The sequence below is a fragment of the Metamycoplasma hominis ATCC 23114 genome (assembly GCF_000085865.1).
In the GTDB taxonomy this organism is placed as follows: domain Bacteria; phylum Bacillota_I; class Bacilli_A; order Mycoplasmatales; family Metamycoplasmataceae; genus Metamycoplasma; species Metamycoplasma hominis.
The window spans coordinates 83,233-103,112 of the sequence record NC_013511.1 but is presented as its reverse complement, the minus strand read 5'-3'; the positions used below and the strand labels follow the sequence as shown (position 1 = coordinate 103,112).

The 19,880-nt window shown below is 27.9% G+C and carries 17 protein-coding genes and 2 tRNA genes; 9 read left to right on the top strand and 10 right to left on the bottom strand.

The genetic code is table 4. The features are described 5' to 3' along the window. Positions 1–45 precede the first annotated feature (45 nt). Positions 46–2,196 carry a P68 family surface lipoprotein gene (locus tag MHO_RS00435; protein ID WP_012855355.1) on the top strand — a complete coding sequence of 717 codons (2,151 nt, stop codon included), beginning with the start codon at positions 46–48 and terminating at the stop codon, positions 2,194–2,196. Positions 2,197–2,211: 15 nt separating this feature from the next. On the opposite strand, the gene MHO_RS00430 is transcribed toward MHO_RS00435, so the two are convergent. The 9 genes from MHO_RS00430 to MHO_RS00390 all read right to left on the bottom strand — a co-directional run bounded on the left by MHO_RS00430 (position 2,212) and on the right by MHO_RS00390 (position 12,414). Further along, entirely contained in the window at positions 2,212–3,660 is a 1,449-nt protein-coding gene (locus MHO_RS00430) for a hypothetical protein (protein ID WP_012855354.1), read from the bottom strand. 104 nt (positions 3,661–3,764) lie between these two features. Continuing rightward, entirely contained in the window at positions 3,765–3,947 is a 183-nt protein-coding gene (locus tag MHO_RS00425; protein ID WP_143763815.1) for a hypothetical protein, read from the bottom strand. Between the two features lie 4 nt (positions 3,948–3,951). Beyond that, positions 3,952–4,929, bottom strand: a complete 978-nt coding sequence (locus MHO_RS05200) for a carbohydrate ABC transporter permease (RefSeq protein WP_012855353.1) — start codon at positions 4,927–4,929, stop codon at positions 3,952–3,954. Further along, positions 4,871–5,890, bottom strand: coding sequence for a carbohydrate ABC transporter permease (locus MHO_RS05195; RefSeq protein WP_012855352.1), 1,020 nt, complete (start codon positions 5,888–5,890; stop codon positions 4,871–4,873). The genes MHO_RS05200 and MHO_RS05195 overlap by 59 nt, the downstream gene beginning before the upstream one ends. Next, positions 5,890–7,830 carry an ATP-binding cassette domain-containing protein gene (locus MHO_RS00410; RefSeq protein ID WP_012855351.1) on the bottom strand — a complete coding sequence of 647 codons (1,941 nt, stop codon included), beginning with the start codon at positions 7,828–7,830 and terminating at the stop codon, positions 5,890–5,892. Before MHO_RS00410 ends, MHO_RS05195 begins: the two co-directional genes overlap by 1 nt. A gap of 11 nt (positions 7,831–7,841) precedes the next feature. Beyond that, positions 7,842–8,717, bottom strand: a complete 876-nt coding sequence (locus MHO_RS05190; protein ID WP_232500350.1) for a thermonuclease family protein — start codon at positions 8,715–8,717, stop codon at positions 7,842–7,844. A gap of 175 nt (positions 8,718–8,892) precedes the next feature. After that, positions 8,893–10,995, bottom strand: a complete 2,103-nt coding sequence (locus MHO_RS05185; RefSeq protein WP_012855349.1) for a P68 family surface lipoprotein — start codon at positions 10,993–10,995, stop codon at positions 8,893–8,895. Positions 10,996–11,356: 361 nt separating this feature from the next. Next, positions 11,357–12,169 (bottom strand): hypothetical protein, encoded by an 813-nt coding sequence (locus tag MHO_RS00395; RefSeq protein WP_012855348.1) that lies wholly within the window; start codon positions 12,167–12,169, stop codon positions 11,357–11,359. Positions 12,170–12,330: 161 nt separating this feature from the next. After that, positions 12,331–12,414, bottom strand: a tRNA-Leu gene (locus MHO_RS00390). 73 nt (positions 12,415–12,487) lie between these two features. On the opposite strand from MHO_RS00390, the gene MHO_RS00385 reads away from it, so the two are divergent. Next, entirely contained in the window at positions 12,488–12,976 is a 489-nt protein-coding gene (locus MHO_RS00385) for a dUTP diphosphatase (protein ID WP_012855347.1), read from the top strand. 118 nt (positions 12,977–13,094) lie between these two features. On the opposite strand, the gene arcA is transcribed toward MHO_RS00385, so the two are convergent. Beyond that, positions 13,095–14,324 carry an arginine deiminase gene (gene arcA / locus MHO_RS00380; RefSeq protein WP_012855346.1) on the bottom strand — a complete coding sequence of 410 codons (1,230 nt, stop codon included), beginning with the start codon at positions 14,322–14,324 and terminating at the stop codon, positions 13,095–13,097. A 448-nt stretch (positions 14,325–14,772) separates the two neighbouring features. Between arcA and rpoE the strand changes: the two genes are divergently transcribed. The 7 genes from rpoE (at position 14,773) to arcC (ending at position 19,824) form a co-directional block, all read left to right on the top strand. Further along, positions 14,773–15,030 (top strand): DNA-directed RNA polymerase subunit delta, encoded by a 258-nt coding sequence (gene rpoE, locus MHO_RS05180; protein ID WP_012855345.1) that lies wholly within the window; start codon positions 14,773–14,775, stop codon positions 15,028–15,030. A 72-nt stretch (positions 15,031–15,102) separates the two neighbouring features. Next, complete coding sequence (locus MHO_RS00370; protein WP_012855344.1) at positions 15,103–15,963, top strand: class II fructose-bisphosphate aldolase; 861 nt, start codon at positions 15,103–15,105, stop codon at positions 15,961–15,963. Then, the gene (locus MHO_RS00365) at positions 15,947–16,900 is read left to right on the top strand and encodes a thermonuclease family protein (protein WP_012855343.1); all 954 of its coding nucleotides are present in this window, start codon (positions 15,947–15,949) and stop codon (positions 16,898–16,900) included. Before MHO_RS00370 ends, MHO_RS00365 begins: the two co-directional genes overlap by 17 nt. 67 nt (positions 16,901–16,967) lie before the next feature. Further along, a tRNA-Ser gene (locus tag MHO_RS00360) sits at positions 16,968–17,060 on the top strand. A gap of 71 nt (positions 17,061–17,131) precedes the next feature. Next, positions 17,132–17,650 carry a large conductance mechanosensitive channel protein MscL gene (locus tag MHO_RS05175; RefSeq protein WP_012855342.1) on the top strand — a complete coding sequence of 173 codons (519 nt, stop codon included), beginning with the start codon at positions 17,132–17,134 and terminating at the stop codon, positions 17,648–17,650. Positions 17,651–17,843: 193 nt separating this feature from the next. Beyond that, entirely contained in the window at positions 17,844–18,887 is a 1,044-nt protein-coding gene (gene argF / locus MHO_RS00350) for an ornithine carbamoyltransferase (RefSeq protein ID WP_012855341.1), read from the top strand. Position 18,888: 1 nt separating this feature from the next. Beyond that, complete coding sequence (gene arcC, locus MHO_RS00345) at positions 18,889–19,824, top strand: carbamate kinase (RefSeq protein WP_012855340.1); 936 nt, start codon at positions 18,889–18,891, stop codon at positions 19,822–19,824. Positions 19,825–19,880: the final 56 nt, after the last annotated feature.

The window sequence follows — 19,880 nt, the reverse complement described above, 5'->3', positions numbered from 1 at the left end:
AATTTGTAGTTCATTTCTTATACATTTTTAAAGGAAACAGATTATATGAAAAGACTTGGCAAATTATTCACTTTAATGACTATAGGTTTACTTCCTACGACTACATTGATTTTATCCTCATGTTCAACAACAGAAAATTCGAAATACGGATTTGACCAAGAAGATGATGGCCAATTAGTATTAGCAATGGGATTTTTAAAAAATGATTGGCAAGGGCTTGCTATTCAAGGGATTGTTGATACATACAACAAATGAATCAAAGACAATAACAAGCAATCTGAAGGATACTTGCCTTTAAAAATTTCCTGACTAGCTTCAGGATATAATACATCTTCAATTGCACTTGATTTAAAAGTAAAAAATAGGAAAGATTTTCACAACATTTTATTAAATTACGCATCAGCAGCTGCTTTATATGCAAATCACAAAATGAATTTAGCAATTGAAGACAAAGATTTTAAAAAATATAACATTGAACCTGTATTTAATGTTGCAAACTCTTTAATTGCAAATAATAAAGATAACAAAAAATGAGCAATACCTCTATCTCGTTCAGGAGAAATGACTGCAGTAGCTAAAGCATTAATTGGAAAATTCGTTAAAGAATTAATGGCTTTAGGAGTTAAATTAGATAGTCAAAATAGCAGCAAATTGCAATCTTATTTAGACTATTACAATAATAATAAACAAGAAGCAGAAGGCGTTGATAGTATTTGAGCATATTCAAAAACAACACCAGAAAATTTAAAAAAATTAACACCTGAAATATTAAAAGAATTGCCAGAAATGTCAGATAAATTATTTGACAATTATAGTGATTTAATTAACTTTGCAATTCAAGCAAAAAGATTATATAATGCTGACCCTACATTAAATGTTTTGGGAATAGATGAAATACCTTCGGCTATCAATGTTATGGCAACATCAATCATTGGCGGTGATATCAATAAAAACTATATAAACCCAGATAATAATTGCCCAACAACTGGTGGCTACAATTATGACAATTTTATTGAAAATCCTGATAGCCAACAAGCGAAATTATTTAAAAAAGTTTCTTCTATTATTTTAAAAGGTATTCAAGAAGGTGCCGTTTGAGTAGCTAAACAAGGTGTTTGAGGAACAGGCATTTTTACCACCTATAAATTAGCAATGGTTATTACTTCAACAGCTGCATATCATTACACTTTTGTTAGTGAAAATGGAAAAAATAACAATTATACAATCAAACAAGCAAATAGAGTGTTAAATCCAAACACAACAATTGAAATATTAAACGATACTCCCAAAAATAATGAAAAATGATTATCGAAATTTAAACAATTGAATGATAAATATTCGAATACAATTTGAACAGCAGATGCTAGTGAAAAAGATATAAAAGATGCAGAACAAAATCCTAGATATATTAAAAAAATATCTTCTTTATCAACAAAAGAAGCTAAAAAATTACAAGGCAAGGCAGGATTTATTGTTTCTGGACCTGAATATTCATACAACAAAATTGAAGATAAAATCGAATTAAAAATCGGAAATAAAATAACTAAATTTCAAGGAATTTATTTAGGAAAATTCTTTAACAATGACAATAACGAATATTTCTTTATTGACAAAAAAGATGTAGAGGTCAATGTATTAAATGCTAATAATTTTATTAATCAAGAAGATGTAGATATAATATCGCCCCCTTATTCATATTCAGAAAATGAAAAATATAGAGGAATCATTCTTCAAGGTCCTTCTGTAATTCCGGTTCATGCAAATAAAAGAGAAGACAAAGCAACTAAATTATTTATTAATTGAATGTATACACAACCATTGAATAATTTAGAGCTTTATAAAGTTGATAGTAAGGGTAAAAAGATAAATGTTCAAAGATTCCCCGATGGTACAAAAGCAATAGACGCTTTTAATATCTTTAGTGGTTATATTTCTCCTACAACTAAATTTCTAAGCCAAGATGCAAAGAACGTAACAAAAAATATTGCCGAAGAAGTAGCATTCACAAACTTTAAACATTTAATCAATGAAGGATCAATATACAAACCTGCCGATGATGTTGCAACTAGAAGAAGTGGTCAATTAAGAGATGCAATAAAGCAAGCAGCTAGATCAATATTGAGTGATGCCAATGTTTTAAAAATTTTTGACTACGATGAATTTATTAATAAAATTAAGCTTTTGTTCCAGGAATAATATTAAAAAATTCGCTTAGTTGCGAATTTTTTTGTTTAATAAAAGAAATTTGTTAAAATACTCTTTGATTTTATTGAAAATTTTTGTAGTTTGCGAATAAAAAACAGAAAATTTCAACTTGCAAGAGATTTCATTATAACTAATAGATATAAAACATTGAGGATTGGTTTTTAATGCTATCTTAGCAATATATTTTATATATTTGTCTTGTTTGTTTTCAAAAACTGTTAATTGATCAATTTCAATACGAGATATTGATTTTTGAATACTTAATTTGTCTTTAAAATGAACTAAATTTGCAATACTACATTCAATTTCAAATTCTTTATAAGTTAAGAATTTTAATTTCAATTCTTTTTCAATGTCAAAAATATCAATTTGCTGAGTTTCAAAATAGTTTAACATTTCATTAATATAAAAAAATGTCTTAAATGAATCTCTATAATTATACTCAGCACTTAAAAATGAAATATCATTATTATCAACATACAAAACGTTTTCATTGTCGTTTAAAATAATGTCTTGTTGATGCAAAACAAAACTATATTCTATGTCAAACATTTCACAAACTTTTATTAAAATAGGAGTGGGATAAAGTTGGTTTATATAAATTTTATTTATTTTAAAAAAATTATCATTTATTAGCATTGAGCTAAAGAATGTGTTTTGAAATTTAATATATAATGCAACTAAATGTTCATTTAAAATTTGTTTAAAATCATAACTAAATATTTTTTTATGTGCTAAATAATATTTAACTTCTTGATTTATAAAAAATCTAGCGAAATAATTAAACTGCGTGCCTCTAGTTAACAAAGTTTTAGAAACTCTAAAAATTGTATCGTTAGTGAATTTTTGTTTATTAATAAATTTATATCCTAAATCGTCAAAACCCATAATCTTCTTAATTAATTCAAAATTATATTGATATTTGTTAATTATTAAATTAAGGATTGAATTATGATATTTAGTTACTCTATTTGAAGTAATTTGGTTTAAATAATCATTAAGCAACATCTTAGTATCTAAATATATTGGCTCATCATTTAAAAATTGATATTCATTTTCATTGAGGTTGAAATTATTAAAATCAAAAAAATTTATCTCTTGATGATTTTTAAAAATAGTTTGAATTTCACATGATTTACTGTCAAAAAAAGAAAAATATATTGCTAAGTCCAAGGTATTTAATTTTTTAAAAGCAAATTCCAGGAATGAAAACGGAACTCCTAAATGATTCTTATGTAAAAAATAAACATTTATACCTCTGGATTTTAAATAATAAGTTACGTATTGGCTCATTTTTTTTCAATACTCATTGTCATATGCCAATATAACACTTTTAATTTGTGGCATTTGTTTTAAAACATAAAAGCTTAATTTAAGTGCAAAAGATTTTAAATTTTGTTTATTTTGAATTAAATTATTCTTAAATATTAATAAATTTTTAGTTCCATAGGCCATATATCTCTCCTAATTTTTTATTGACTTTGTTTAAATATTATATTTGCAAACTAAAAAATATCAATAAAAAATACCGCAAATGCGATATTTTTTATTACAGTTTTTTATAAACCTTTTTTTATTAATCCGTCTAGACCACCAACTATACCGTATACACCCAATATCATTATAATAATCAAAGAAATTAATACAAATCCTATACCAATATAAATAAATACTTTTTTAATTTTACTTTTCTTTTGATATTTCGATAATTTTACTAATTGAACATTAATGTCTTTTTCCATAATTCTATCCTTTTGTTGCATTTCCTTGTCTTGAAATTGCATTCATAATTCTCTTCTTTAATATGAAGTAAATTATAAACATTGGGAGAATTGCAATTACAGTTGCAGCCATTCTTATTGATGTATAAACAATTTGAATTTCTGATTCTTGTGATTTACCAGTAGTAAATACTCATAGGTTTAAAGGTTTTCAAGGCGAACCTAAAGTTTTAAATATTAATGCAGGTCATGTATATGAGTTCCATGATGCAAATGCTGTAAGAATGCAAACTGTTCAGGTTGTTGCCGAAACCATTGGCATTGCTATTTTAAAGAAGTATTTGATTCCATTTGCGCCATCTAGCATTGATGATTCTTTAACACTGTTTGGTATTGCTTCAAATGCATTTTTATACATATATCCAAAGAATATTGAAGCGGCAAATGGCATAACTAATGCAAAGAATTGACCTCATCCAATAGTTCAACCCAATGCTACAACTAACCGGTATTGACCACTTAGTAAGGCGACTTCCGGCAATATCATTAGCGATATAAAGAAGATAAAGAACGAATTCTTCCCCCTTCAATTTCTTAATGATAGTGCATATCCTAATGTAATCGAAAATCCTAATCTAATTAATACCGAGAAAGTTGTGATACCAGCAGTAAATACTAGTGCTTCAAGGAATCCTGATTCAAAAGCATCTCTATAGTTTTCAGGGAAGAAACTCTTTCCACCTTCTACTATTGCCCTTGGAAATAGTATTGTGGTTCTTGAATCTGTACTTAATTGTTTTTCTACAAATGACATTTCAATCATAAAGTAGAATGGGAATATTATTACTAACGCGAAGAATACTAAAATTATTATTTTAAATGCTCAAGATGCTATTAATGAACTAGCCTTAGTTGAAGAGTAAGGTTTCGACATTAACTCTTGCTTAGATCTTAAATACGACTTTTCTCTTCAATGTTTTATTTTCAATTTTCCTAATGACATTTATTTCTCCAATCTTCTTGTTAGCAAAGAACACTAAGCTTACTAATTTTCTTAAACCAAATGATACTAATAAGCCTAATAGAAATAGTATCAATGATGCTGCTCCAGCAACGCCATTTACTCCACGTTGAACATATCAGAATATATATAGCATGATACTCATACCAGAGTTTGCAGCTGCTTCAGCAGGTTTGTTATCAAATAAAGCCAATGGGAATGTTTTAATTGATCCAATAATTCCTACTGTAAATAGGAAAGTAATTGTTTTTCTAATTGATGGCAAAGTAATTGCAAAAAATTGTTTTAAATTTGAACTTCCATCAATAGAAGCTGATTTATATAAATCAGGGTTAACTGATAGCATAGCAGTTGTTAAAATTAGAATTTGAAAGGCTAAATTTCCTCATACACCTCTAATTAAAATAACAACAAATGCATTTCAATTACCATCATTTGGGTTATCAAGCCATTGGATGTTTTTACCCGCTAGCATGTTAATAAATCCGCCTGATGTTCTAAATAAGAATGCAAAGGCGATTGAAACAGCAATTCCTGATGTTACATATGGTAGAAAGAATACTGTTTGTCAAAATCTACGGAAACTTTGTTTGATTACAAAGCTTATTGCAGATGAAATTAAAATGGAAATCGCCAAGCTAATTGGTAAAGCTAATATAGCATAAACCAATGTATTTCTAATAGCGATGTGGAATATTGGATCTTTTGACAACTTAATATAGTTTCTTAGTCCAAATCCCTTATCATAAACCGTTGCACCAACTTGATATGTTGATGAAAAGATTAAAACCAAAATAAATGGAATTATAGTAAATAAAGTTAATGTAATTAATGATGGCAACATCAATAAGAAGGGCTTTCAAAAACTAACCCTGTTATTTAATGTGCTTAAGGCAAGTCCAGTGTTTTTAACTCTATATTTTTTTCAAAAATAGGTTTTCATTATACACGTTCTTTGCTGTCTACATCAAATAAATGGAATAAGCCTTCACTTTTTGCATTTAACTTAACAACTTCACCTAATTCGTAATTGTGTTTTTTAGCTAAGAAAACGTTTGCAATTTTATTTAATTCTTTGATAAATATTTGAGCTTGAATTTCCTTACCTAAATGTTCAACTAATTTTATGCTTCCTTCAAATATTCCTTCTTCTTCTTCTATTAGAGATTCGCCTCTTATACCAACATCAATAGAAGATTTTTGATATCCTTCAGGAGCTTTAAGTAGTTTTTTATTGTTATAAATTATATATCCATCTTTAATTTGAGCTTCAAATATTGTCATTTCTGGCATACCTAAGAATTTGGCAACAAATTCATTTTTTGGTTTCAAATATAGTTCCATAGGAGAACCAATTTGTTGAATTTTAGCAGTTGACATACATACGATTTTATCGCTAATTGACATAGCTTCTTCTTGATCGTGTGTAACAAAAACGGTTGTAATTCCTAATTCTTGTTGAATTGAACGTATTCACTTTCTTGTTGAAATACGCAACTTAGCATCCAAGTTTGACAATGGTTCATCCAATAATAATATTTTTGGTTTTTTAACGATTGCTCTAGCTATGGCAACACGTTGTTGTTGACCACCAGACATTTGAGTAGGACGTTTTGCTAAGTTCTTTGTAATTTCAACTCTTTGTGCTACATCTAATACATCTTTTACGATTGCTTCGTCAATTGTCAAAACATCTTTAGAAATTTCTGAAATTTGATTTTGAGTTTCTTGATCCAAAGCAAATATTAAAGCCTTAAGTTTAGTATCAAAACTACCTTTTGTTATATTTTGAGAATTGAACAACGAACCAAAAACATTTTCAACTGCTTCTGTATATTCAACATTAGTTATTTTTGAAACTAAAACGTATCTATTCTTTATTTCTTTTATTTTATTAACTAATGGAGATTCTGCTTGTTCACGTTTCTTTTCCATTAGTTCTAGTTTTGCATCTTTAATTGCTTGAGTATTACGAGCTAACGCTTCGTTATATTTTTCAGAATATTCTTTTTTAGCATTAGCAATCTCTTCTGCACTTTTAGATTTAATTTTAGAAACAGTATCTGAAAATTCTGATTTTAATACTGATATATTTTTTAAAATATTTTTGTCATGAGTAAATTCAAATTCTCTATCAAGTTTTTGTTTTTCACCCAAAAATTTTTCTCTAGCTTCTGAAATTTCTGCTTGGCGTTGCAATCCTAGTTTTTTAATATATTGCAAAACATTTTTAGTTAGCGAAGTTCCTTCGGCTGTTTTTTTAGTTTTATAAAAGTTTAATTTGTTAATTTGTTCATCAATAATATCATTATATTGTGAAATTAATTCATTTAAATACTTTTTAGTTTCTTTAGGGTTGTCAATTGAATAGTAGCATTTTGTCTTTAAATCTTCAATTGCTTTTTCATCAACTTTATAAGCATTTAAAATGATTTCAAAAATTTTCAATTGTGATAATTTAGTTTTTTCTAGAGTCTCTTCACGTCAATGTTTGTCATTGTATAGAGGAAATGCAATATTTTCGTAAACTGACATGTGAGGATATAGTGCATAGTTTTGGAACACCAATCCTAATTCTCTTTGTTGAGGTGAGAATTTTGTTACATCAATTCCTGAAAAGAAAATTTTTCCCCCTGTTGGTCTTAAAAGTCCCGCAATGGCATTCAAGGTAGTTGTTTTACCAGAACCAGATGGTCCTAATAATGTTACTAATTCTCCTTTATTAATGCAAAATGAAGCATTATCGACTGCTAGTGATTCACCAAAGTCAATAACTAAATTTTTAATTTCAATTGCAGGCAATGTCTTTTTAATTTCATGACGTTGCTTAGAAAAACTATGAATATCTTTTAATAATTCTTCTCTTGATTTTGTTTCTTTCATAGAATTTCCTTTTATTTTTTATTTTGATTAATTTGTTCTAAATATCTATAGATATTATTCCTTTTAGTTGCCAATTCAGGCTTTTTTCAATAATTATAATGAAGTATTGAAAGTGAGAAATCAACCATGCCTTGTCCATGTTCCAAATATTTTGAACTTAGTTCATATGGAGAACGCATATTGGCAACTTCACCATAAAATCCTTTTCTATTTAAAATTCCATAATTAATTGCATATGCAGCATAAGGCAACAAGTAACTTCTTATTTCCTTTGCTTCAGTGCTTTCTTTTGATAAATCAGCAATAAATTCTGAAATAACTTTTGTTGTATCTAATCTAGCAAGAGTATATCCACCTGCTAACATTTCAATATCAAATTGTCTTTCAAAATTTTTGCCAAAGAAGACATATCCAACAAATCTATCATATGTTTTTTCACTTCAATTGCTTGAAATTACTCTAACTTTTGAACCAATAGGAATTAATTTTTCGGCATATGCATGATCTTTTTTTGCTAATTCCTTTTCTTCTTTTCCAACTTCTGGTGTATTTTCTTCTAATGTATCAATCATTGGAATTCTTAATCTCATTGTTGTAGGAACAGTAAGAACTTTACCACCAGGTTTAGGATTTGGTTGCTTTGTTACTTTTATTTCAATGGTGTCACCATCAAAAATTCTAGTAACTTCGCCTTCAATGTAATTATAATAATCCCATAATGATTGAGAAACTTCTCTAATAGTTTTTCCTTTTTCATCAGTGACATACATTCTATAATTTATTGATTTATTAAAAATTGTTCCCACTTTTGAAAATTCATATACTGGAATTTCATAATTTTTCTTTATTACATCAAATTTTGATAAATTTATTTTTTCTTTATTCACTGTCTTGCATGATACGGACAGTAACGGAGCCCCGACCACTAAGCTAGCAGATGAGGCTAAAATCAATAAAAATTTATTGTATTTTTTCATTTTATATTTCTCTAATTTCCGTATAAAAACAACCAAATTTGGTTGTTTTTATGTTTTTTAAATATTAATATTTAATAAAAATCTATTAAAGTTGGTTACTTAATTGACCTAAAATTTTTGAAACAAATTCCTTATATTCAAATACTTCGTTAACGTTTGCTTTTGATAACGCTGCTTTTCCAGCACTTGTTATTGCTTCTCTTAAAACATCTGATAATGAAGTTGCAATATCTTCTGATGGGATATAACCACTATCTTTATTGTCAAGTTGTTTAAAGTTGTCAAATGCTATTTTTGTTGCTGTATTTAATTTGCTTGCTTTATCTGATGAGAAGTATGACTTAGTTGGTGAAATATAGCTTCCGTATTCATTGAAAATATCAATAGGTTTTTGCTTGCCTTCAAATGTTTTAGTTGTAGTTTTTCCTTTAAATACTTCTTCAATTTTAAAGTTTTCTAAATCGTGTTGGAACATTCAGTTGATGAATAATTTAGTTGCCTTGTCTTCTTTTTCGTTAGCGTGAATTGGAAGAATTGAAGGTCCTTGAATAAATACTGCTTTTTTAGCAGTCTTATCAAATGCTAATGGTGATGAAATTCAATCAGCATCTTCTTTATTTAAAATTTTATTTGATGAAACTACTTCATTTTCAACTTGCGATTTCTTTAAGAAGAAATATTCTTTTTCATTTCCTTCATAAATTTTTCCTAAATAAACAGCATCTAATTCTTTATTGCCTTTCTTTAGAGAAATCTTATTATTTTTATATTCAAATGTTGAAGATAATTCTACTAAATATCCTTCTTGACCTTGGACTTGTTTCTTAATTATGTCAGCAGCTTCTTGAGTTATTTTCTTATCATATTTTGAAGCATTTGCTCAATTATCCTTGCCGTATACACTATTTTTATGTGTGCCTGATTTAATTTGAATAACTCATTTGTCTGATTCTTTAGGTTTTTGGCCTAAAACTTCCAATGTAGATTGATCTAATGAAGTAGTTGTGTCTTTTATTTTTAAGTTTGTTAATGATTGGGCAGTTGAGAATGTATGTGAGTATCCGGCATTTGATCCAAGGCTCATTGCTAATTGATATTTTAGTAAGTTATTTGAACCATAAGCACCTGCGCCACCAATTCAAACAGCGCCTTCCTTAACACCTTCTAGGATTAAGTCAACTATCTTTTTGAATAATTTTGATTGTTCACTATTTGCATCTTTTAGAAATGTTGAGTAGTCAAATCCGCCTGTTGTTATTTTATCTTCATCTGGTTTTATATATCCTTTATTAATATCTCCATTGGTTAATGAAGTTGTCATTGTATTAATAACATTTGGTAGTGAGTCAAAACCAATAACATTTAATAAAGGATCTTTGTTGTACATTCTCTTTGCTTGAATTGAGAAATTAATCATACTTGAATAATCTCTAAAGATTTGATCTGACATTTCCGGCAATGCTTTAACTATTTGTTTTTTAACTTCATCTCATTTTTCTGTTGTTTTAGCGTGTGCTCAAGTTTCATCAACACCTTTTGCTTCATTGGTATTAGTTGTGTAATAGTTTAGATATTCCTTAACTTTAGTATTGTCTGTGTCAGAAATTTTTACACCCAAGCCGTTTAATTCTTTAATGAATTTTCCTACTAATGCTTTAGCAACTGAAAGCATTTCTGATGAACGTGATAAAGGAACTACTCATTTTTCTTTTCTAGTGTTTCCACCAATTAAATCATTACCCAAATTAAATCCATTTTCAATACCGAATTTATCATAATCTTCTTTTGAAATGGCTAAATTCATTTTGTATTGAGACAATATCGAAGCAGCAGCTGGATAATTTAATGTCATGTTATAAAAGTCATTTGAGTTTTTAGCATCCAAGTCACTTCTTAAAGTATTGGTATTATATCCATTAGCCAATGTTTTAACTTCAACAGGTAAATATCCTTCTGATTGTTTATTATTGTCTTTTATTCATTTGTTGTATGCATCAACAACTGCTTTTAAGGCAATACCTTGTTTATTTGTGTTAGAAAATCCTGAAGCTAATACTAATTTTCCATCATCTGTTTGGTCAAATCCATAGCCAGTTCCTGTATGACCACAAGCAGCAGAAAGTCCTGATGCAGCAATAAGTGCTGCAGCAGGTGCTAGCCCTAAAAGAATTTTGTTTATCTTTTTCATATTTTTATAATTCCTTTCAATTTAATAATTAAAAATGTTCTTTAATTTAATATTTGTCAATTAAAATAAATTAAAAAATCTCAACCAAAAAATAACTAGCTTGTTACTAGGGTTGAGATTAATTTATAAAATTTAATAGCGTTAAATAAATCTTGTGTTTCCACAAAGATAATTTTAATATATTTAAATTAATATTGAGACAAAAAATTAACAATTTAGACCTAAATTGCTACAAAAATTCATTATTACTAATAAAACCATAAATTGTCCGTTTATAAGTCCTATTAAAACGTATAATTATAAAACTTTTAGGTAAAGTATTTCAAATAAAATAACATTTTTGTAATTTATTGTACTTTTGCTATCTTACTAAACTAGAATTTAAATACTTATATGAGTAATTATTAAATGAAAGTAAATATAAATTATTGAAATTTTGATAATTTTTTACTTTACTTAAAATAAATAGTTCATAAATTAAAATCGATAGGCTTAAAACAATTATTGCACTGACTAAAATAATTATTAACCTATAAATTGCCCTGATTGGTTGATCATCATTATTAAAAAGACATGCAATTAATACTATCAATGCAATAGAAATAAATAAAGGAATGATAATTTCAAAGATAATTAACCTAGTAAGTGTTGCTTTCTTTTGCTTTTTAAAATCTGGATCCAAAAATGAATGTTTAGCAAAATCACTGTTAATTTCATTAACTAAGTTTTTATATTCAATAGAAGGCATTGTATAGTTTAATTTTTCGGCAACAAAGCAAATAAATTCTTGTTTGGTTAGTTGATTTTTATTATTTATTATTTCTCTTAAATCATAATTTTTAAAAAATAAAAATTTATTTTTACTTTTTAATGAAGAAAGATAACAATAATATTCAAAGAAATTTTTGATTTTATTTCTTTTAAAAACATCTAATAATATAAAGGAAGCCAAGACTAATAATGCTCCTGAAAATATTCCTACTAAACAACTTACAAAAATATCATTAAAAATTTCAAGTTCAAAAGATTCTTCATATTTGTTTTTAAAGACTAATGTAATATAAATCAAAACAAGCAAACCAATTGCAGATATTAGCAATATTAAAATTCTAGGTCAATTTTCTTGCAACGGTATTTTTTTTAACTGTTTTAATTCTTGCTTCCTATTATCCATATTTTTAATTCCCCATATTTTTATAATTAACTATTTAAGTATAACATTGATAAATTGATTTTTTAGTAAAATACCTTGTTATGACTCACAAATTCTTTTTTTAGATATAAAAGATACAAAAAAACTAGCATTGCTGCTAGTTTAAATAGTCTCAAAAGATATGGTGCCCCGAACTGGACTTGAACCAGCATGGCTCTCACCGGTTGATTTTGAGTCAACTGCGTCTACCATTCCGCCATCGGGGCATACAAATAATTATAATAAAAAAAATAATTTATTATGGAATTATTTTTAACTTTTAAGTTTATAATTCAAAACATGAATTTAACAGAAGTTTTTGAAGCCCAAAAGAAATTAGACCTTGCATTTGCAAATAGTATTGAAAAAACAGAATTTTTGAATATTAAAATCAAAATGGTTATTGCTTTACTTGTTGAACTAGGAGAATTTGCAAACGAAGTAAAACTATTTAAATATTGAAAAAAAGATAAAAGTATAAACCAAATCTCAATGTTAGAAGAATATGCGGATGGAATTCATTTTATTACTAGCATTGCGCTAAAAAATAACATAACCTCATTTGATATAAAGCCAATAATTAAATATAATGACTTTACCTTGCAACTTGCTTATACATATCAATGCTTTACCAAATTGTTTTTGCACCATAATAAAAGATTAATAAAAAAAGCATATGGTGTTTATTTAGGACTAGGCGAAATTATGAATATTGATCGCGATATGATTTGCACGGCCTATGCCAAAAAAAATCATAAAAACTATGAAAGAATAAAAAATAATTATTAAAACTAGTCAAATCTAAAACAAATCTTTATTTAAAGTATATTAATAAAATAAACGGACCACTATTGTGAGTCCGTTTATTATTTATATAAATTTAAATATTATTATAAATATTTATAAATTATCACTTAACATCCTTACGTGATAGAGGCATTGACATGCAACGTGCATTTCCCATACCTAGAGATAATTGGTTTCCGTGGAATGGTAATACAGTAATACCAGCAGCTTTTAAAGCAGCATTTGTTTTTTCGTTACGGTCATAACCAATAACAAGTCCTGGTTTAATTGCTAGGTAGTTGGTTCCATCGAAGTTTGTTTCACGAGCAATTTCCATTTCAGTTGCTCCAGCACCACCAATAGGAATTAAAACTGGTTCTTTGTTAATGATTGAAGCTAATAATTTGTCTAGTGGCAATCCATTTAGTTGTGGTTGAGGTTCTGCTCCACCGTTAACTAAATCGTAGTCTCAGAATTTGAATACATCGTTAGCAATTGGTGAGTACAAGAATTTATTCTTGTCTAACATTGTTAGTCATGTATCTAGGTGCATTAAGTTTGTTCATTTAGGAACATTAATTGCAACAATACGTTTAAATTCAACTTCTTTGTTTGCCTTGATGTTTTTAGCTAATAAAGTAATAGTATCTAGGTCAGTTCTTTCTGAAACACCAACAACTAATGTTTCGTTGTTGTAGATAAATACGTCACCACCTTCAATTGACATTTTCATAGCTGGGTCGTAGTATCATGGAGTTTTAACTAGTTTAGGGTGATTTCTAAATACAAATCTTGCAAATAGTGTTTCACGGCGTCTTACGATGTAACGCATAAAGTGAATTGTAACACCATTACCTACTGATGCAAATGGGTCACGTGTAAAGTATAAGTTAGGCATTGGGTCAACGATTAGTTCGTTTTCTGATTCAACTCCTAATTCATATTTAGTAATACCTGACATCATGAATTCAACCATTTCATGAGTTGGTTTGCTTAATAAGAATGCTCTTACAGCTTTTTTGTTTGCTTCTGTTAAAACAGGAACTGTTTCTTCCAAGAATGTTTCAATGAATTCTTCTTTAGCTGCTTTTGATGCTAAATCATATGTTTCAGCAACTAGGTCAGTTAATTCAACAACGTTGATTCCTCTGTCCTTCATTATTTTAACAAATGATTGGTGTTCTTTTCTAGCATCGTGGCTTTCTAGAATAGCTGAGAATAGTAATTCGTCTAAACGAGCTGGTGTAATGTAGTCAATTTCACGTCCAGGTTCGTGAACTAGAACAGTTTCTAGTTCTCCGATTTCTGAATAAACGTGAATGCCATTAAATTTACTGTCAAATACAGACATTTTTTATTCCTTTCAAATATATATGTTATAGCGTATAAATACAAATGCACTTTTATTGCATTAATTATGATTTATACGTAATAAATTATACTATATTTTTTTGTTTATAAATTTGCAAAGAATTTAAAACATTTTTTATGCATAAAATGCATCATATTTTAAAATTAGTGCAGGCTAATGTTAAAAAAGTTAAAATATATAAAGATTCTGCATAAAATAATCTTTATTTTTATAATTTGAATTTGAAACAAAGTTCAAAATATTTTAACTGTTTATAGTAAATAAAATATACTTGCTTAAAAAAATCTAACTATAGTTAACTAAAATTTCGCCATTATGTACATTTTTTGTTATTATGAAAGTTATATCTATATAATATATAGAGAATTGCTTATTAGATATATTGTAAGAAAGTGTTATAATAAGAAACAAATTTTATGAGGTGATTATGGAATATAAATCGCAAGTTGATATAGCTAAAGAAATTTTAGATAGACACGATGCACTAGATTTTGAAACTTTATTTAATTATGTAAAAGACGAACTACTTGAACGTTGAAAAGAAGAATTAACATCTAGTATTTCTGATGAAGAGCTATTAATAAAAAAACGTGGTGAATTATATAAACTATTAACAATAGATGGGCGTTTTTTTAAAAAAGTAAATGGACTTTGAACTTCTAAAAGACCTGAATTTAAAAACTAGTGTATGCTAGTTTTTTATTTCTTTTATTGTTTTAAAATGACTATTGCAATGATAAAATTAAAGAGAAAAAATATGGAAATACAAAATTTAAATCAAACACTTAAAAAAATAAAAGAGGAAAATTATGCAATCTTGCATATAAATATAAACAATTTAGAATGAGCGAAATTCGTATTATTAGCAACAAAAGAAGCAAATTTAGATATCATACTCGGAGCTTCTCCTTCTGCAATTAAATACATGGGTGGCTATAAAACCGTTGTCAATTTGGTTAATGGTCTTATTCAAGATTTAGAAATTAAAACTAATGTCATATTGCACTTAGATCATGGTAATTATAACGATTGTATTAATGCTATAAATGCCGGCTTTAAGTCAATAATGTATGATGGTAGCAAAGAAGATTTTGAAACCAATATATTGAACACAAAAAAAATAGTTAACATTGCAAAAAAAATGGATATAACTGTTGAAGCAGAAGTAGGTAGAATTGGACTAGATATTAGTAAAAATAAATCACTTGATATTCAAAAAACAAACATTGAAGATGCTAAAAAATTAGCAAATACTGGAATTGATTTATTAGCAGTGGCAATTGGAAATATTCATGGTCAATATGAAAGTAATTGAAAGGGACTAGATTTTGAACTATTAGACAAATTAAATCAAGAAATAAAAATTCCATTAGTTTTACATGGAGCAAGTGGGATCAAAGAAGATGACATTAAAAAAGCAATTAAATTAGGCATTAAAAAAATCAATTTCAATACTGAGTTGCAAATCGCCAATGCAAAAGCCCTAAATGATTTTTTAAAAAATAATAATTTTTTAGAAAACAAAAATTACAATCCAAGAATCCTTTATGCAAATTCAAATCAAGCAATATATAAATGTACGTTGGACTTATTGAATAAATATGGAAAGAAAAACTAAAAAAATATTGAATCTTGCATTGGGCTCTATTGCTACAATTTTTCCAATTTCAATAGTTTCATATTCTTGCAAACTAGAAAAAATTAATGACGAAGAACAACAAAATTTTAAAGAAAAATATGACAAAAAAATAAAGGAAATTGAAAATAGCAACGAATGGCAAAAAAATGATTATTATAAACAATTAATTGCTGATGCCAAAAAATTAATAAATTCAAACAATAAAAAAATTGATTGAATTAAAGAATTTGATATTTTGTTATTAAGAATAAAAAAATTTACTAGGATAGCTAAGCCAAATAATCAAAACGACACAAACAATGACAAATTCAACATCAATAATTTTCATGAAGCTAAATTTGATTTTGAAATACTAAAAAATAATAAATTTGAAGTAGGAAAAGCAACAGAAATAAATATTGCAAGAATTGCTGATGGTGATACAATCTCAGATTCCTATCGAAATAAATATCGCTTTAATGGAATTGATACACCAGAAACTCATAAAATAACTAATGGAAAATTTGAAGAAACATCTGGCATTCAATATAAATATGGAAAAATTGCCGAAAATTATACAAAGAATTTTCTAAACAATGCTGCTAAAATTTGAGTAGTCCCTCAAGAAACTAAATCAAGGGTTAATACAAAAGACGAAAATTTTTATGATAACTATAAAAGAATTGTTGCAATTATTTACTATCAAGACAAAATAACTAAAAAAATTTATAATTTAAATGAACAATTGGTTTTCTTTGGAATGGCAAGAATGTATTATATTAGTACAAATCCTCAAAGCATTTATTACACAAAGAACATTGAATACTACAAACAATTACAAGAAGCTTCTAATCATGCTAAAAATTTAAAATTAGGAATTTTTGATAGTGGCAATGATATCAATAAAATTTACCCTCAAAGATCAAGGAAAAATTAATTTCCTTGATTTATTTTTATTATTTTTTTAAATTATTTATATATAATTTTAATGCAATGGCGCAAATGGGTAAGTACTCAAGTGGTCGAAGAGGCGGTCCTGCTAAGACTGTAGGGGTGCTAAAACACCCGCGGAGGTTCAAATCCTCTCTTACCCGCCATTTTTTTATTATTTTTTTTATTAATTAAAAAAACAAAAACTCAAATTAAATTTATTCTATATAATATTGATATGACAAGTAAAGAATTAGAAGAAAAAAAGCATTATATTAAAAAGTCATATATAGATGCAAAAAAAATAGTTTCGCGTGGAAACATGTTCATGCTAGCAATTGGGCTTTTATTAGGAGCTTCATTTGGGGCACTAGTATCATCACTAGCAAATGATGTTATTATGTCAGCAATCACAAAGGCAGTCGGTATGAAAAATCTTGATGCTTGAGTGGTTTGACCAGGCATTCATGCAACAAAAGAAACTGGTGGAATTTTTATTGGTAAATTTTTGGGTGCTTTAATTCAATTTATTATTGTTTCAACATTTATTTTTATAGGATTAATGATTGTATTTACAATTAAGAATTCTATTCTATATGCAAAAGCTAAAAAGAACCCAATTGAAGAAGAAATAAAGGAAGAACCTATTCCAACAACAGAAGAATTAATTTTAAATGAATTAAAAAAATTAAATGAAAATTTATTAGAAACGAAAAATTCTGGGAATAAAAAAGATTTAAAAAACGATTTAAAATAAAACATTTTTAAAAGAAATAAAAGATAAGGTTATTGAAAAATAATCTTATTTTTTTTATAAAAATTATAATGAAAAATAAAAAATCTATATTTTTAAAACATTGTATAATTATAACGTGTTTTAAAAAACTTGAAAAATTCAAAACACACACTTATTTTTTATTAAATAAATTTATTTTAATTAAGGAGAAAATATGCCATTAAATTTAAAGGGTCGTAGTTTAGACAGCGCTCTAAACTTTACAACCGAAGAAATTAACTATTTACTAGATTTATCACTAGAACTAAAAAGAGCAAAATTTGCTGGTTTACACACAAATAATCGCCCATTAGTTGGAAAAAACATTGTTATAATGTTCCAAAAAGACTCAACAAGAACTCGTTGTTCATTTGAAGTTGCAGCTGCTGATTTAGGTGCAAGCTGTACATACATTGGCCCAACAGGATCAAACTTTGGTAAAAAAGAATCAGTTATTGACACAGCTAAAGTTTTAGGCCAAATTTATGATGGTATTGAATTCCGTGGATTCAAACAATCAGATGTTGATGCATTAGTAAAATACTCAGGAATTCCTGTATGAAATGGTTTAACCGATGCTGAACACCCAACACAAATGCTAGCTGACTACTTAACATTTAAAGAACACGTTGGAGACCTAAGAGGAAAGAAACTTGTTTTCTCAGGTGATATTAAAAACAACGTTGCTCGTTCATTAATGATCGGTGCTGCATTCTTTGGTGTTAATATTGTATTATGTGGACCAAAAGCTCAATGAGAAATTGTTAAAAATGGACCAGACCACAAAGCTGTTTATGAAGCATGTCAAGAACTATTCAAACGTAATGGTGGTTCTGTATCATTTTCAGATAACAAATTAGAAGCTGCTAAAAACGCAGATGCTATTTACACAGACGTATGAGTATCATTAGGAGAAGACTTCTCACTATTTGAACCACGTATTCAAGAATTACAATCATTCCAAGTTGATATGGCAATGATCAAAGCAGCAAAAGAAAATGTTATCTTCCTACACTGCTTACCAGCATTCCACGATGACCAAACTCAATTCTCAGCAACTATTAAAGAAACCTTAGGTGCAAAATACCCAGTTGTTTCAACCGGTGCTATGGAAGTTACTGATGAAGTATTCCAATCAAAATACAACAAATCAATCGAACAAGCTGGAAACCGTATGCACACAATTAAGGCTGTTATTCTAGCTACTTTAGGATACTAATATGAGTAGAATTGTTATTGCATTAGGCGGAAACGCTTTAGGAAATAACCCCGAAGAACAAAAAGAACTTGTTAAAGTTCCTGCAGCCAAAATTGCTGAATTAGTAAAAGCAGGACATGAAGTTATTGTCGGACACGGAAACGGACCACAAGTTGGAATGATTTTCAATGGTTTCGTTAGTGCTCACTCAGTTAATCCTAAGTCTCCTTTAGTTCCATTGCCTGAAGCAGGTGCAATGAGCCAAGGATACATTGGATATCATATGGTTAATGCTATTACAAATGCATTTAAAAACGAAGGATTAAAGAACAAAGAAGTTTTATACATTTTAACTCAAACTCTTGTAGATCCAAAAGACCCAGCATTCCAAAATCCTACAAAACCAATTGGCCCATTCTTTGCAACAGAAGCAGAAGCAGTTGCTGCAAACCCAAATAGCACAATTGTTGAAGATGCAGGCAGAGGCTACAGAAAAGTTGTAGCATCTCCAAAACCATTAAACTTTGTTGGTATTAATCAAATTAAAAAAGCTATTGAATCAGGTGCTACCGTTATCGTTGGTGGTGGTGGTGGAATTCCTACTGTTGAAGATGAAAATGGCTTTATTAAAGGTGTAGATGGTGTTATTGACAAAGATTTCGCTTTAGCAAAAATGGCTGCATTAGCAAAAGCTGATTACTTTATTGTTCTAACAGCAGTTGACTTTGTTAAAGTAAATTACAACAAGCCAGATCAAAAAGATCTAAAACACGCTACAAAAGCAGAACTTGAAAAATACATTGCTGAAAAACAATTTGCCCCAGGATCAATGTTACCAAAGGTACAAGCAGCTATTAAATTCGTTGAAGAAGGCGGAAAAGCAGCATTTATTGGTGATCTAAAAGATCTTGAAAACATTCTAGCAGAAAAAATCGGTACAAAAGTTACTTTAAATTAAGCGTATATTAAAAAAACTATATAAACAAAAAAACAGCGAGACCCGCTGTTTTTTTA